Genomic DNA, 14307 nt, shown 5'->3' on the forward strand with positions numbered 1-14307 from the left:
AGGATTGAATGTCGGACTACCTCGATAGTGTCGCGGACGTGACCACTTCGCCCGATCGCCCGACCGAGCCCGGCACCCCGGTGCATGTCGACTACCGCAAGTGGGACGGCTCACCGCATTGGCAGAGCGAGGGACTTGTCGCAGGCGTCGACGAGTACGGCGTGTGGGTCGCGGTCCCGGCCGGGACCCACTTCGAGCGGCCCGGCGCCGCGTTCGACATCGGCTGCGACTCGGTGTCGCTCTTCCCGGACGCCGGCTGGACGCCGGCCTTCAACGACCAGTTCGCGGCCGAGCGGATCGCCGTTTATGTCGACATCACCACAGTCCCGTCCTGGACGTATGACGGGGGCCGCTGGCGGGTCACGATGATCGACCTCGACCTGGACGTCATCCAACGGGTCGACGGCTTCACGTTCGTCGATGACGAAGACGAATTTGCCGAGCACCAAAAGCAATTCGGCTATCCGGTGGAAGTCGTCGTGCGGGCGGAGCAGGACACCAGGGCGGTGTTCCGGGCGGTGCGCGACCGCACCGGCCCGTTCGACGGCACCGGCTGGGAGTGGCTGCGCCGCTTCCAGGCCGGCCGCGCCGCCACCGGCTGAGTCAGCTCATGAAGCCCGACTCGTACGCCGCGATCACCGCCTGAGTGCGGTCCCGGACACCGAGCTTGGCCAGGAGCGCTGCGACGTGCGACTTCACCGTCTCGGCGCCGACGAAGAGCTGCGAGGCGATCTCGGCGTTCGTCAGACCGGTCGCAAGCAGCCGCAGCACCTCCTGCTCACGCGCGGTGAGTGCCGGCAGCGCTCGGCGCGACTGGCGCCCTTGCCGCTCGGCGACCAGCTCACGGATGGCGGCCGGGAAGAGCACCGCATCGGTCTGCGCGAGCGTGCGCACGGCGAGCAGCAACTGCTCGGCACCCGCCCGTTTCAGCAGGAAGCCGGACGCACCCGCCTGCAGTGCGTCATACACGTAGGAGTCGTGCTCGAAGGTGGTCACCACCAGCACCCGTGGCGCCTCGGGCAGCGCGAGGATGCGGCGGGTGGCCTCGATGCCGTCGAGTGCGGGCATCCGCACGTCCATCACGACGACGTCCGGACGCAGCTCACGAGTTGCGGCGATCGCATCCACCCCGTCGTCGGCGGTGCCGACCACCGCCAGGTCCTCCTGGCTGCCGAGGATCGCCGCGAACCCGTCGCGCACCATCGCGTCGTCGTCCACCACCAGCACGCGGATCACCTCGGGATCCGGGCGGTCATCCGCCATGTGCCCTCCTCGTTCGTGGTCTGCAGGCTGCCGTCGACCAACCGCAGCCGTTCGGTCAGGCCCAGCAGGCCCCGCCCACCGCCGGGCGACGGCTCACCGACCGCATTCGTGACCGTGATCTCGGCGTCACCGGCGACCTCGACCAGCACCTGCGCCGGGCCGGTGCCGTGCTTGGTCGCGTTGGTGAGCCCCTCCTGCACCACCCGGTATGCCGTGCGCCGCACCTGCGGTGGCAGCGCATCGAAGTCGCCGCGCACCGTCAGGCTGCTCCGGCCCGGAACCCCGGCGACGAGACTGCGCAGATCGTCTTCGGAGACAACGGTTTTCGCCGGATTGTCAGCGCTCCCCCGCAGATCGCCGAGCAGCTGATCGAGCTCACCCAGCGCGCGTTGCGTCGTCGACCGGATCCGCACGAGCGCCTCACCGACCGGCCCCTCGGGACGGTGCAGCAGCGCCGCCTGCGCCTGCACGTCCACCGCGGTAAGCGCGTGCCCGACGCTGTCGTGCAGTTCGCGGGCCAGCACGTTGGCCTGCGCCAGCTCGGCCTCTCGGTCGGCCGCGTAGGCCAGCCGGTCGGCGGCCGTCGGTCCGAGCAGGTGGGGCGTGGTCCGCACGAGGAGCAGCCCGAAGAGCGTCTGCACCGCGAATGCTGCCGGCACCAGCAGCAGCCCGAGCGGGATGCGCCATACGCCAGCGCCGTTCAGCCCGCTCACGATCAGCCCGACGCCGAGCGGCACCAAGCCCAGCAGTACGACGGCGGCGACGGCCCCGACCAGGGCGACCCAGAGCGCCCACACCGCGCCGTGCCACCGGCTGTCCCAGGACCGGCGATCCCGGACCGGGGGCAGATCGACGCCGAGCAGCGGGCGCGCCAGCGCCACTTCCGCGTCGCGCACCGGCGGGCTGAGCAGCACGACCGCCGCGATCGCGAGGGCGAGCGCCGCGAGCCCGATCACCATCGCCCGGTCACCGCCCGAAGTGCGACCGATCGTGTAGCCGAACGCGTACGCGAGCCAGCCCAACAGCGCCGCGCCAGCGGCACCGAGCACCAGCAGGGCAGCGCCGCGACTCGCTCTGGTCATGGCCCCATCCTGCCGGGCGGCCCCGGAGCAAAGATCCCCCACGCGGGGGAACCGGCTCCCCGGCACGGGTGGCGCACCCACCCGGTCCGCCGCGAGAGCGTGGTGCCACCAACGAACGAGGTGGAGGACAGCATGCGACTTCCGATCGACAAACACCGTGAAATGCCTTGGCGCATCCACGAACTCACCCCCGACTTCCGCATCGAGGACGTATGGCGCCTGCCGGTCACCGGCGGGCCGGACGACCTGACGGTGTTCGTGGAGCAGTTTGCGTCGGGCTCGCCGACCGCGGGCCGCTCGCGCGTCTTTCGTTTCCTGTACCTGCTGTGCATTCGGCCGCTTCGGTACACCGTCATCTACCCAGAGCTCATCCGCGGGATCGGCGCGCGCTGGGCCGGTCGCACCTTGCAGGTGGCGTCATGACCGCGCTGCGCACGGCGCACACCCACGCCGCACCCACGCATCCTGGCCGTCGCACCGGTCGGGCGCAGCGCAGCCTCGCCGTCGGCGCCGCGGTGCTGGCGATCCCCTACTTCGCGCTCAAGGTGGTCTGGCTGTCGGGCTCGCGCATCGGCATCCAGGACGCGGACTTCGGCCGCAGCGTGGTGATGCACGTGCTGAACGGTGCCACTCTCGGACTCGACCTCGCGGTCTTCGCGCTCGCCTTCGTGTTCTACCGGGGCGTCCGGCCGCCCACGCCGCTCGTGACCGCGCCCATGTGGATCGGTTATGGCCTGCTCGGCCAGATCCTGCTGCTCATCGTGCCGTCGGCACTGCTGCAACCGGCGCCGAGCGAGGGGGCAGCGCCCGAGCCGATCGCCGGCTGGGTCTACGCCGTGGTCTACACCGGCTTCTGCGGCATCGGCCTCTGCCTGCTGCCGGCGTTCGCGCTCTATGCCCGCAACCGGTGGGGACAGGACTGGTCGCGACCGCTGAAATCGCTTGCGAAAAGGCCGGTTCCGCGCGTCACAACCGGCCTGACCGCGATCGTCGTGCTCGCACTCACCGGCTACGGCGCGACACGCGGCGAACTGCTCGACGGCATCGGCTGGCTGACCGACGCGGCCCTCGGCGCGCTCGCGGTCCTCGCTCTGCTCGCACTCGCCCGAGGTATGACGGGGCTCCCGCGGTGGACCGCGTTGCTGGCGATGTTCGCCGGTTCGGGCGCATGGGTCGCTTGGGGGGTCTACAGCCTGGTGCTCGAGCTGGTGCCGAACGACCTGACGTCCGGTCCGTCGAGCGCGGCCCCCGTCATACTCAATGCGGCGAAGGTGGTCGCCGGCCTCGCTCTGGCCCGGATGATCCGGCGACGCGCGTGACTTAGGAGTCCTTGTCGAACGCCTCGACCGACGCGACGATCCGGTCCTTCTCGCCCGGCGCGACCGAGACGTTCAGCACGCCGGCCCAGCCGTCGACCTGCTCGGCCCGGTAGCGGTGCCCGTGACCGCCCGGCGCGGAGTTGGCCGAGATCAGGTCGACAGTGGTCAGCCAGAAGGTGACCAGCGGATACCAGCTGAGGTCGCTGTCGACGTCGAAGCCGGACGGCTCCTTGCTCCAGGAGGGCCGGTCGTAAATGAGCGACCAGTCCCACCAGACGATCGGGTCCGACGGGTGCTGCATGAAGAGGAACCGCCGGTCGCCCCACTGCCCGAGCGGCCGTCCGTAGGCGTCGGCGTCGATCTGGCTGGGGTTGCCGGCGAAGCGAATGTGCTTGCCGTTGTCGATGACCGGCGCGATCTGCGGGCTGCCCTTCTGCCGGGATGCGGTGATCGACCGCCAGAGCGGCGTCGAGTTGGGCGTCCCGGTCCAGAGCGCACCGGCGACCGGCGACGCGAGCAACTCGTCGGCGTTGTCGAACGCCGACTCCATGCTCAGCGCACCGAGCGACTCGCCGGACAGCAGCAGCTTCGGGCGTCGGTCCGCGGGCCGTGCCTCCACCAGCGCGATGACACGACGCACGAGTGTGCGGCCGACGTTCGCAGGCAGCGAGCGGTTGGTGAGGAACTGCGCGACGCTCGGCAGGAACGAATACTGCACCGCCGCGGTCGCCACGTCACCGTCGGTCAACGCCTCCAGGGAGCGCACGTTGTATTCATCCACCCAGCCGCTGCCGGTGGTGCCGACGATGTTGAGGTAGTCCCGGTCCAGTGCTCCGGTGCGCTCGATCTCGCGCACGATGGTGTCTGCCAGCTGGTCGGCCTCCACGTGGCCGTCGGGCGGTGCGGCATACAGCCGGATCGGTTGTTCCGCCGGTTTGCCGGTGAGCGCCTGCAATTGGGCGGGGGTCGGAGTGTGCGCGGTGTAGATCTGGCCCTCGCGGCCGAGGTCGGTCCACGGCTGGGTCGCGCCGGGTCCACCGGACACGAGAGGTAAGGTCGGTGCCGAAACATCCTCTGGCGATTGCTTGTTCACCTTCGACGCGGATGCGGAGAGCATTTCCAGGCCCTGCGCGGCGATGACGCTGGTCGACAGCCAGGTGCCGGCGAGCGCCACCAGGCACATCGCGAGCAGACCGGCGACCGGCTTCGGCAGCGCGAAGCGCAGCACCCGGCGCGAAACGCGAAAAGCACTGCGAACCGTCCAGATCAGCGCCATCAGCACGGAGGTGACACCGATCGCGGCGAGCAACGACAGCGCGTCGGTGCCGACCGACGGTGCGGGCAGCCCGACGAGTTCGGCGCTGTGCCGCCGGCCCTGGTAGCCCGCGCCCCACAGCACGACGGTGATCAGTGCCGCGAGTGTGTAGAGCACTACCGACAGCCGCACCCGATGTCGATGGTCGACGACCGACACGTGCACGCCGAGCCAGCGCGCGACGTCCCGGACGATCGAGCCGAGCAGGGTGCCGACGGCATACCCGGTGATGACGGACAGTGCGGACGCGGCGGCCTGGACATACCACGGGCGCGGCAGCAGGCTGGGCGCGAAACTGACCAGCAGGGCCAGCCAGCCGACGACCAGGCCGAACTCCGAGCGACGCTCGACGAAGGCGACGAACCTGCCCGGCCGCTCGTCGGCGGAAGTGTCGGGCTCCGTGGTCACCGACGCAGACTAACGGCCGCCCGCACTCAGCCGACGGTGACGCTCGGGCTGCCCGCAGACTCCTCGTCGATCGGCTCGCCCATCTCCTCGGCGATGCGCATCGCTTCCTCGATCAGCGTCTCCACGATCTGCGCCTCCGGCACGGTCTTGATGACCTCGCCCTTGACGAAGATCTGGCCCTTGCCGTTGCCGGACGCGACGCCGAGGTCGGCCTCGCGGGCCTCACCCGGGCCGTTGACGACGCAACCCATCACGGCCACGCGCAGCGGCACCGTCATACCCTCCAGACCGGCGGTCACCTGGTCGGCGAGGGTGTAGACGTCGACCTGGGCCCGGCCGCAGGACGGGCAGGAGACGATCTCCAGCTTGCGCGGCTTGAGGTTGAGGCTCTGCAGGATCTGGTTGCCGACCTTGACCTCCTCGACCGGAGGCGCCGACAGCGAGACCCGGATGGTGTCGCCGATCCCCTTGGACAGCAGCGCGCCGAACGCGGTCGCCGACTTGATCGTGCCCTGGAACGCCGGGCCGGCCTCGGTGACCCCGAGGTGCAGCGGCCAGTCGCCGCGCTCGGCGAGCATCTCGTAGGCCTGCACCATCACGACCGGGTCGTTGTGCTTGACCGAGATCTTGAAGTCGTGGAAGTCGTGTTCTTCGAACAGGCTCGCCTCCCAGACCGCCGACTCGACCAGCGCCTCGGGGGTCGGCTTGCCGTACTTGTCGAGGAGCCGCTTGTCGAGCGAGCCGGCGTTGACACCGATCCGGATCGACACGCCGGCGTCCTTGGCGGCCTGCGCGATCTGCTTGACCTGGTCGTCGAACTTGCGGATGTTGCCCGGGTTGACCCGGACCCCGGCGCAGCCGGCCTCGATCGCGGCGAAGACGTACTTGGGCTGGAAGTGGATGTCGGCGATGACCGGGATCTGCGCCTTCTGCGCGATGGCCGGCAGCGCGTCGGCGTCGTCCTGGCTCGGGCAGGCGACTCGCACGATGTCGCAGCCGGAGGCGGTCAGCTCGGCGATCTGCTGCAGCGTGGCGTTGATGTCGGTGGTCGGCGTGGTGCACATCGACTGCACCGAGATCGGAGCGTCACCTCCGACGTCGACCTTGCCGACCTTGATCTTGCGGGTCTTGCGGCGGGGGGCGAGCACCGGCGCGGGCGCGCTCGGCATACCGAGGGAAACAGTCACCCCTTCAGTATGACTCGCGCGCCCGCGACGTTTCGTCAGCCCTTCGGGATGGTGAGCTTGACGGTGAACGGTTTGGCCGCGAAGTCCACCGACTTGGCGGGATACCCGACCTCACCGGTCCCCTGCGGCGCGTAGGTGAAGGTGCCCGTGCTGAACGTTTCCGGCACGAGGAAACCGAACGTGCCCGTGCGGCCAGCATTCTTGCTCGCTTGATAGGTCTTGCCGTCGGCGCTCACCGTCCCGCTCTTGGACCAGTTGAGCTTGAGGTCGCTGTTGGCCTCTGCGCTCTCGGTGGAGCCGGGCACCGGGATCTCCAGCCACGCCTGACCCTTCGGCGCCCAACCCTCGTGTGCGTCATAGGGGGACAAGAAGGCGGCGGCGATACTCCCAGAGACCTGGTACTCGACGTAATCGTCGACCTTGAGGTCCTGCGACGGCACTGTCGAATTGATCTGCTGCACCTGGGATTTGCCGTCCTGACCCACCGTGCTGACCGACGCGGACACCGAGCCGCCCGCCAACGGCACCGACAGGTTCTGCCCGTCGACCGAGGCGGTGATCGTCGGCGCGCCGCCCGACGCCACCGACATGATGAGGATGTACTCCGTGGTGTCGTTCGAGCCGGAGTCCTGCGAGGCACACGGCGCACCGTCGGTGCAGGCCACGCTGAACGTTTTCGCCGAGGAGCCGTCGGTGCTCCAGGAGTCACCGGAGGAGTCCGCCTGATGTATGGCGATCTGCTGCCCGCCCACTCCGACGCTGAAGCTGGCGCTGGCGTCCTTGAAGGTCACATCGCCGAACGTGTTGCTCGAGTTGGGATCGGGATAGTTCAGGCCGGGCCCGACCGTGATCTTGTAGGCCAGCACCCGTTGCCCGGCCGCCGGACGGTAGGCCGACGTGCCCGGGGTGGTCGGCGACGGGGCCGGGGTCTGCGTGTCCTCCGACCCATAGCTACCGTCACTCGAGGAGTCGGAGGAGCCCGAGGAATCGGAGGCACCGGTTGCCGCCTGCTCGAACCAGGCCGGCACCGTCGTGGCGTCCGCCTGGGCCTGCACGGTGATCGTCGCCGACGGCGTGCGCACCGAGGCGGGGGTCTTCAGTGGCGTGAACGACAGCCCGCTTTGCACCGAGCTGGACTCTTGCAGCAGTGCGTAGTCGCGCACGCTCGACTGCGGCGCCTGCGGCTGCGCCAGCGCCTTGACCGAAGCAGGCGACTTGCCGTCGGGGCGCACCAGCAGGTCGGTGTCCACGGTCGTGTTGGAGGCCGTCAACTGACCGACCGCGACCTGACCGGCTGCCGTCGGGTCGTCGGTGCCGAGCGGCATCACCGAGTAGCTGTCCCACGAGTGTGCCTCGTCGCTGCCGGCCCGGCGCACCGGGCCGCAGAAGACATTGGGCACAACGTCCTTGCTGTCCTTGACCGTCCGCCGGTAGAAGCAGTCGGTGTCCTTGTCCACCGAGGTCGCCTTGGAGTCGATCGCCGCTTGATTCTGTGCGATGAAAGAGCTGCGCGCCTGGTCCAGCACCTTGCCCGGGTCCTTGGCCTTCACGCCGCTCACGGTGATCTCACTCAGCTTGTGATCGCTGCCTCCATCACTGCATGCGGTCAGTCCGCAGACTGCCACCGCCACTCCTGCTGCCAACCGCACTGACGTCCGCCGAGATGCCGGCATCGTGGTTCCTCCCTGAGCACGACTTTGCTTGACCTCGCGAGCATCGCAGCGCGGAACCGGCGCAAACCGTTGTCCACAGGCAGGAATCGCCTGATCAGGCCGTCTGAAGGGGATGTGGACAACTCGCGTGAGCTCAGGGCAGCGGCTTGCGCCATACCGACACGTGGCTCTCGCTGTCGCCGGTGAAGGGCGCACCGGCCCAGTCGGCGACCCGGCGCTCGAGCTCCAGCCCGGCCAGCCGTGCCATCAGGTCGCACTCGGCCGGCCAGACATAGCGGAAGTTGTGGATCCCGTAGCGGAAGCTGCCGTCCGCCTCCCGCGTGTAGTGGTGAGAGATCCCGGCCTGGGTGGCCAGGTCGTAGGTGTCGAAACCCACGTGCTCGGGGCTGAGGTCGAACGGTGCCGCGACCTGGCCCGGCGGCATCCGGCGTATGGCGGGCAGTCCCATCTCGATCACGAACCGTCCACCGGGCGCGAGATGGCGCGCCGCGTTGCCGAAACACTCGACCTGCTCGTCCTGGGTGCGCAGGTTGCCGATCGTGTTGAAGACCAGGTAGACGAGGCTGAACTCCCCCGGCACGACCGTCGTGGCCATATCGCCGACCGTCACCGGCAGCTCCGGTCGTTTGGCGTGCAGGTGCTCGACCATCGGCTCGGACAACTCGATGCCGACGACGTCGATCCCCTTGTCCGCCAACGGGATTGCCACCCTGCCGGTGCCGATCGCAAACTCCAGCGCACGGCCGTCGCCAGCGAGGTCGGCGAGAAACGCGACCGTGGGGTCGAGCACCTCCGGGGTGAACATCTCGGGCGACTCCGCGTCGTAGCGGGCTGCGGTGTCGGCATCCCAGAGGTCGCTGCTCGTCATACCGGCGAGCCTGACGGACGCGGCCGTCCGGGCGCCAACGATTTTCGGCTCAGCCGAGCTTGATCGGGTTGACGACGTCGGCATACGCCAGCAACCCGAACATCACCAGCAGCACGATCGACACGCCGTACGCGATCGGCAGCGCCTTGGCGACATCGACGTAGACCGGCCCGGTGATCCCACGGGCCCGGGCGATGCGGCGCTTGACCGCCTCCCACAGCGCGCCGGCGATGTGTCCGCCGTCGAGCGGCAGCAGCGGCACCAGGTTGAAGACGAACAGCGCCAGGTTGAGTGAGGCGATGATCGTCAGCAGGAAGGTCAGCTTGTCGCCGAAACTGGCCGGCGCCGAGGCCACGTCCCCGGCGGTGCGGCCGACGCCCACCACCGATTGCGGGCCGTTCTTGTCCCGGGTGCCGTCGCCGAACGCGGCGTAGCCGACCCCGACCATCTTCTGCGGGATCTTCACGAACACCGAGGCGGTGCGCTGCAACGCGTCGCCGAAGGTGCCGAGCGCGGCCGGGATCGACTGGCGCTCGGTGCGGTAGGTACCACCGATCGAGGCGCTCATCACGCCGACCTGTTCGGTCTCGACCTGGCCCTTCCAGTTGACGACCTCGGTGCCGTTCTTGTCGAGCTTCGGCATCACCTTCTGCTGCGGCGTCACGGTGAGCGTCAGCCGCTGGTCGCCGCGCTGCACCACAATCGGCACCGCCTGCCCGGCATGCGACCGGATCACGTCGGTGAGGTCGCTGGTCGTGGTGACCTGCTCGCCGCCCGCGGACACCACCCGGTCGCCCTCCTTGAGGCCGGCGGCAGCGGCCGGGGTGCGGTCGGCGGCGGAGCAGGTCTGCGGCACGGTGCCGTCCGAAAGCGCCTGACACTGCTGGACTTTGGCGATCGATGCCGACTTCTGCACCGGCAGGCCGATGCCGCTCGCGATCACGATCAGCAGCACCAGCGCGATGACCAGGTTCATGAACGGGCCGCCGAACATGATGACGACCTTTTTCCAGGTCGGCAGCTTGTAGAAGACCCGGTCGCGGTCCTTGACGGAGATCGGCTCGTAGGCCGCCTCGCGCATCTGGTCGGCCATCTGGCTGAACCGTCCGGTCGAGGAGACCCGCGCCATACCGTCCTCCTCGTGACCGGGTGCCGGCGGGAACATGCCGATCATCCGGATGTAGCCGCCGAGCGGGATGGCCTTGACGCCGTACTCGGTCTCGCCCTTGCGACGGGACCAGAGGGTCGGGCCGAAGCCGACCATGTATTGCGTGACCTTGACGCCGAACTTCTTGGCAGGCAGCAGGTGGCCGATCTCGTGCAGCGCGATGGACACGCCCACACCGAGCAGCAGGAAGATCACACCGAGGAGGTACAGCACGCCTGCAATCGTCGCACGGCTGACTGGGTCGTGCCGACGTCGACGGCTCAGCGCCGGCTCAGCGTTGTCCCAGAATCTCCTGTGCTCGGGCCCGCGCCCAGTCCTCGGCGGCCAGCACCTGCTCGACGGTCAGCTCGCTGCCGGGCGCCTCGTGCTCGTCGACGACTCGTTGCACGGTGCCGACGATGTCGGGGAAACCAATGCGCTCGGCGTGGAAGGCCTCGACGCACTCCTCGTTGGCGGCGTTGTAGACCGCCGGGTAGGTGGAGCCTGCCTCGCCGACCTGCCGCGCGAGGCGTACGGCGGGGAACGCGTCGTCGTCCAGCGGCTCGAACCGCCAGTCGGACGCCTTCGTCCAGTCGATCGGCGTCTCGGCGTCCGGCACCCGGTCCGGCCAGCCGAGTCCGAGCGCGATCGGCACCAGCATCGTCGGCAGCCCGATCTGCGCCACGACCGCGCCATCGACGAACTCGACCATCGAGTGGATGAACTGCTGCGGGTGCACCACCACCTCGATGCGGTCGAATGGCACGTCGAAGAGCAGGTGCGCCTCGATCACCTCCAGCCCCTTGTTGACCAAGGTCGCCGAGTTGGTCGTGATCACCTTGCCCATCGCGAAGTTGGGGTGCGCGAGCGCCTGTGCCGGGGTGACCTGCCTGATCTCGTCCGCGGGCATCCCGCGGAACGGCCCGCCGCTCGCGGTAATCACCAGCTTGCGCACCTCGCGCTCGGAGCCGGCCCGCAACGACTGCGCGATCGCCGAGTGCTCGCTGTCGACCGGCACGATCTGACCGGGCGCGGCGGCGCGTTTCACGATCGGGCCGCCGACGATCAGCGACTCCTTGTTGGCCAGCGCGAGCGTCGAGCCGGCGGCGAGCGCGGCGAGCGTCGGTCGCAGCCCGATGGAGCCGGTGATGCCGTTGAGCACGACGTCCGCACCGCAGGAGGCGACCTGCTCGGCGGCGTCGGCGCCGCCCACCACCTCCGGGCTGTATGACGAAAGCCCTTGCGCAGCAGCCGCATTCGCAATCGCTGCGCGAACAGTTGCGACGTCGTCGGTGGCCACCCCGACGAGTGGCACCCGCAGCTGCGCCGCCTGCTCGGCGAGCAGGTCGAGGCGGCTGCCGCCCGCGCTGAGCGCAACCGCCCGGAATCGGCCGGGGTTGCGGCGCACGATGTCGATGGCCTGGGTGCCGATGGATCCGGTCGACCCCAGGATCGCAACGGTGCGTAGGGCGGGCTCTGCGGTCGGGTCGGGCTGCGCGGCGGTGTCGGTCACGTCCTCATTAAAGCCTCGATCCCATCGACGACCTCGCTCACCCGCACCGGGTGCAGCTCGACCGGTGCCGGGTCTCCCATGACGTTGCGGCTGCACCAGCTGCCGGCCGTGCCGAGCAGGAAGCCGAGCAGCACCGGCGGATCCGTGCCGGCGCGCGGGTCTGCGCGCCATACAGTCGCGTCGAGGTGCACGACGATCTCGCCCCACCGCGCATCGTCCACCCGACCCGCCGAGAGGTCATCGGGCGCGATCACGACGGGCTCCCCCGTGCCGTCGATCGCGCCGTCAGCGGACACGAACGTCCGCAGCGCGTCGGTCAGTCTGGCACGGTCGACCAGGGCAAAATCGTGCACACCGTCGGCGGCGACGTCCTCCAACACCACGATCTGGTCACCGAAATGGTGGTAACGCACGACTTGACCGTGCGAGGTCGTGCGGCTGACGAAGAGCACCTCTCCCGCCGCAGCGCGCACCTGCATCATCGACACGACCCCGTCAGGCACGACCAGGGCGGCGCCGTCCGCGGTCGGCTCCAGACCGTGCGCACACAGCGACCGGTAGGCGACCTGGGCCGCCAGCTGCCGACCGGCCGGGTCCAGGCCGTCGAGGAATGGCGCCGCCACCGCCGGGTGGGTCGCGCCCATCAGCACCAGTTCTTCGTCGGTGAGCCGCACCAGGGGCAGCACACGCTCGGCGGTCACCATTGCTGCTCCGGCGATTGCACGACATCCTGCCGGCGCGGCAGCAGGGACGGGCCATCGATCGGGAGATCCCGGCCGCTGAGCGAAGCGCCGAGGCGTGGCCCGGCCCGGCGGATCGGCGGGGTGATCCGGCGGGACGGCTCCGGACGTGGCGTGTTGGCCTCGGGCAGCGGCGGCGGCGTGATCACCGGCGGTGCCTGCCGGCCGAACACTCCGGCCAACGCATCAGGGGTGACCCGGTCAACAAGTTCGTCGGTGTGCTCGCTCAGTGTCGGCACCCGGCCGTAGAGCGGATTCGGGATGCTCGGTGTGGGTTTGATCTTCGTCAGGTCGACGATGAGGCTCTCTGCGAGCAGGTCGTCCGCCAGAGCCGCTGCACCGCGGACCACTGGTTTCGAGCGCTGAATGTCCTTGGCGAGCTGCTCCTGACCGGCTTGGGATCCCAGCACCGCGGAGCCATCGGTCTTCGCCCTGCGGCCCACGTCGGCGATGGTCACCTTGTGGTCGTACATCGCGCCACCGATGCGCCATGCCGCCCAACTGCCCACGGCGACCGCGCCGGCAACCTTGGCCCAGCCCGGGCCGCGCAACATGAGCACCCCGCCGACCTCGATCAGCCCCATGGCGCGGTCGGCGGCGTCGCGCAGACCGTCGTGGCCGCGTCCCTTGACCAGGTCGGTGATGCCCGGGGTGGCCGCCTCGTATTCGACGAGCAGCCTTCGCAACACTGGTGATTTGCCCTCAGCCGGACTGAGCGCGGTGGTGAGCCCACCCGGTGGTCGTCGGGCGACGCCGACCCGGTCCGCCAAGACACGAGCGGTGCCACCCGGGCCGCGCAAGAGTTTGGCCAGCGGTTCCTCCAGTGCCTTGAGGTCTCGGCCGAAGGCGCCCGGACCGTACCGCGCGGTGCCGATCAGCAATTTGCTGGCCTGGAAGAGCCGGCCGGCCGCGCCGCCGAGCATCACCGCCAACCCACCGGTCGACCAGAGCCGCTCGATGTCGGCCAGCATGCCCGGCGGAAGCAGCTCGTCCAGTTGGCCGGCGAACCGGCGCCGTGCGAGCAGCATCCGGTGCTCGAGCTCGGCGATCCGGGTGTCGATACCTGTCAGGGTGCCGCGGGTGTCCTCGATCAGTCGCCCGATAGCGGCGCGGGCATCCTCCTCACCGGCCTGTATGGCGAGGCGCTCGCGCGCGTGCAGCCCGCGCAACCGGGCACGCCCCTCGCGGGCCTGCGCCTGCGTGCGGCGCAGCTCGCGTTGCGCCTCATCGAGCAGGTCGGCAAAGCCGCGCGTGTGCACGGCGAGCGAGCGCAGTGCCTCGCGCGCGGTCTGCAGCAGCCGGCGGTGCGCCGCACCGACTCCGGCGAATTGCACTGCTGCTGCCCCGCTCCAGCCGGCCGTCGCGCTCGACAGGGCGCCGAGCAGTGCGCCGCTCGCCGCATCGCACTCGTCCGCGATCACCAGACAGCGATCGGCGGCCGCCCACAGCTGGCCGGGATCTCCGTCGAGCGCGCTCATCGCGCGCCGCCGAAGAGGCCCGACGCGAGTCCCTCGACCCGTCCGTAGGCCGAGGCGGACAGCTCGGTCGCCGTCCCGAAGATCCGGAGCTGGTCTCCGAGCACACCCAACACCTTGCCGACCGTGCCAGCCAGATCCGTTGCGGCAACAGCACATTCACCGCCGCCGGCACCCCCCGCAATGGCACGTATGGCGGAGCTCGCCGCACTGTCGACGCCCTCGAGGGACGCCGCACGCATCGCTGGCGCGATCGCACCCAGCGCCTGCGGATCGACCGCGAAGTAGCTCATGGACCGACTCCTTGCTGTTCATGC

The 14307-nt window shown here is 69.7% G+C and carries 14 protein-coding genes; 3 read left to right on the forward strand and 11 right to left on the reverse strand.

What is annotated here, in order from left to right:
* Positions 1-38 precede the first annotated feature (38 nt).
* Positions 39-602, forward strand: coding sequence for a DUF402 domain-containing protein (locus N2M23_RS18260; RefSeq protein WP_265447483.1), 564 nt, complete (start codon positions 39-41; stop codon positions 600-602).
* A 1-nt stretch (position 603) separates the two neighbouring features.
* Here N2M23_RS18260 and N2M23_RS18265 read toward each other — a convergent pair whose 3' ends face one another.
* Positions 604-1263 (reverse strand): response regulator transcription factor, encoded by a 660-nt coding sequence (locus tag N2M23_RS18265; protein WP_265447485.1) that lies wholly within the window; start codon positions 1261-1263, stop codon positions 604-606.
* Positions 1233-2345: a sensor histidine kinase gene (locus N2M23_RS18270; RefSeq protein WP_265447486.1), complete on the reverse strand. Its 1113-nt coding sequence runs from the start codon at positions 2343-2345 to the stop codon at positions 1233-1235. Before N2M23_RS18270 ends, N2M23_RS18265 begins: the two co-directional genes overlap by 31 nt.
* Positions 2346-2477: 132 nt before the next feature.
* Here N2M23_RS18270 and N2M23_RS18275 point away from each other — a divergent pair, with 132 nt between their 5' ends.
* Both N2M23_RS18275 and N2M23_RS18280 read left to right on the forward strand, forming a co-directional pair.
* Complete coding sequence (locus N2M23_RS18275) at positions 2478-2768, forward strand: hypothetical protein (protein ID WP_265447487.1); 291 nt, start codon at positions 2478-2480, stop codon at positions 2766-2768.
* Positions 2765-3664, forward strand: coding sequence for a hypothetical protein (locus tag N2M23_RS18280; RefSeq protein WP_265447489.1), 900 nt, complete (start codon positions 2765-2767; stop codon positions 3662-3664). Before N2M23_RS18275 ends, N2M23_RS18280 begins: the two co-directional genes overlap by 4 nt.
* Position 3665: 1 nt before the next feature.
* Here the strand turns inward: N2M23_RS18280 and N2M23_RS18285 are convergent, their stop codons facing one another.
* The 9 genes from N2M23_RS18285 to N2M23_RS18325 all read right to left on the reverse strand — a co-directional run bounded on the left by N2M23_RS18285 (position 3666) and on the right by N2M23_RS18325 (position 14283).
* Positions 3666-5387 carry an alpha/beta-hydrolase family protein gene (locus N2M23_RS18285; protein ID WP_265447490.1) on the reverse strand — a complete coding sequence of 574 codons (1722 nt, stop codon included), beginning with the start codon at positions 5385-5387 and terminating at the stop codon, positions 3666-3668.
* Positions 5388-5413: 26 nt separating this feature from the next.
* Positions 5414-6574, reverse strand: coding sequence for a flavodoxin-dependent (E)-4-hydroxy-3-methylbut-2-enyl-diphosphate synthase (ispG, locus tag N2M23_RS18290; RefSeq protein WP_425270262.1), 1161 nt, complete (start codon positions 6572-6574; stop codon positions 5414-5416).
* A gap of 35 nt (positions 6575-6609) precedes the next feature.
* Entirely contained in the window at positions 6610-8133 is a 1524-nt protein-coding gene (locus N2M23_RS18295) for a hypothetical protein (RefSeq protein WP_265447491.1), read from the reverse strand.
* Between the two features lie 247 nt (positions 8134-8380).
* Positions 8381-9115 carry a class I SAM-dependent DNA methyltransferase gene (locus N2M23_RS18300; RefSeq protein ID WP_265447493.1) on the reverse strand — a complete coding sequence of 245 codons (735 nt, stop codon included), beginning with the start codon at positions 9113-9115 and terminating at the stop codon, positions 8381-8383.
* Positions 9116-9164: 49 nt separating this feature from the next.
* On the reverse strand, positions 9165-10496 hold the full coding sequence (locus N2M23_RS18305) for a M50 family metallopeptidase (protein WP_265447494.1): 1332 nt from the start codon (positions 10494-10496) through the stop codon (positions 9165-9167).
* A 58-nt stretch (positions 10497-10554) separates the two neighbouring features.
* On the reverse strand, positions 10555-11775 hold the full coding sequence (gene dxr / locus N2M23_RS18310; protein ID WP_265447496.1) for a 1-deoxy-D-xylulose-5-phosphate reductoisomerase: 1221 nt from the start codon (positions 11773-11775) through the stop codon (positions 10555-10557).
* Positions 11772-12476 (reverse strand): hypothetical protein, encoded by a 705-nt coding sequence (locus N2M23_RS18315; RefSeq protein WP_265447498.1) that lies wholly within the window; start codon positions 12474-12476, stop codon positions 11772-11774. Before N2M23_RS18315 ends, dxr begins: the two co-directional genes overlap by 4 nt.
* Positions 12473-13993 carry a WXG100 family type VII secretion target gene (locus N2M23_RS18320; protein WP_265447500.1) on the reverse strand — a complete coding sequence of 507 codons (1521 nt, stop codon included), beginning with the start codon at positions 13991-13993 and terminating at the stop codon, positions 12473-12475. Before N2M23_RS18320 ends, N2M23_RS18315 begins: the two co-directional genes overlap by 4 nt.
* Positions 13990-14283 carry a hypothetical protein gene (locus tag N2M23_RS18325; protein WP_265447501.1) on the reverse strand — a complete coding sequence of 98 codons (294 nt, stop codon included), beginning with the start codon at positions 14281-14283 and terminating at the stop codon, positions 13990-13992. Before N2M23_RS18325 ends, N2M23_RS18320 begins: the two co-directional genes overlap by 4 nt.
* Positions 14284-14307: the final 24 nt, after the last annotated feature.

The sequence above is a fragment of the Flexivirga meconopsidis genome (genome assembly GCF_026162425.1).
In the GTDB taxonomy this organism is placed as follows: domain Bacteria; phylum Actinomycetota; class Actinomycetes; order Actinomycetales; family Dermatophilaceae; genus Flexivirga; species Flexivirga meconopsidis.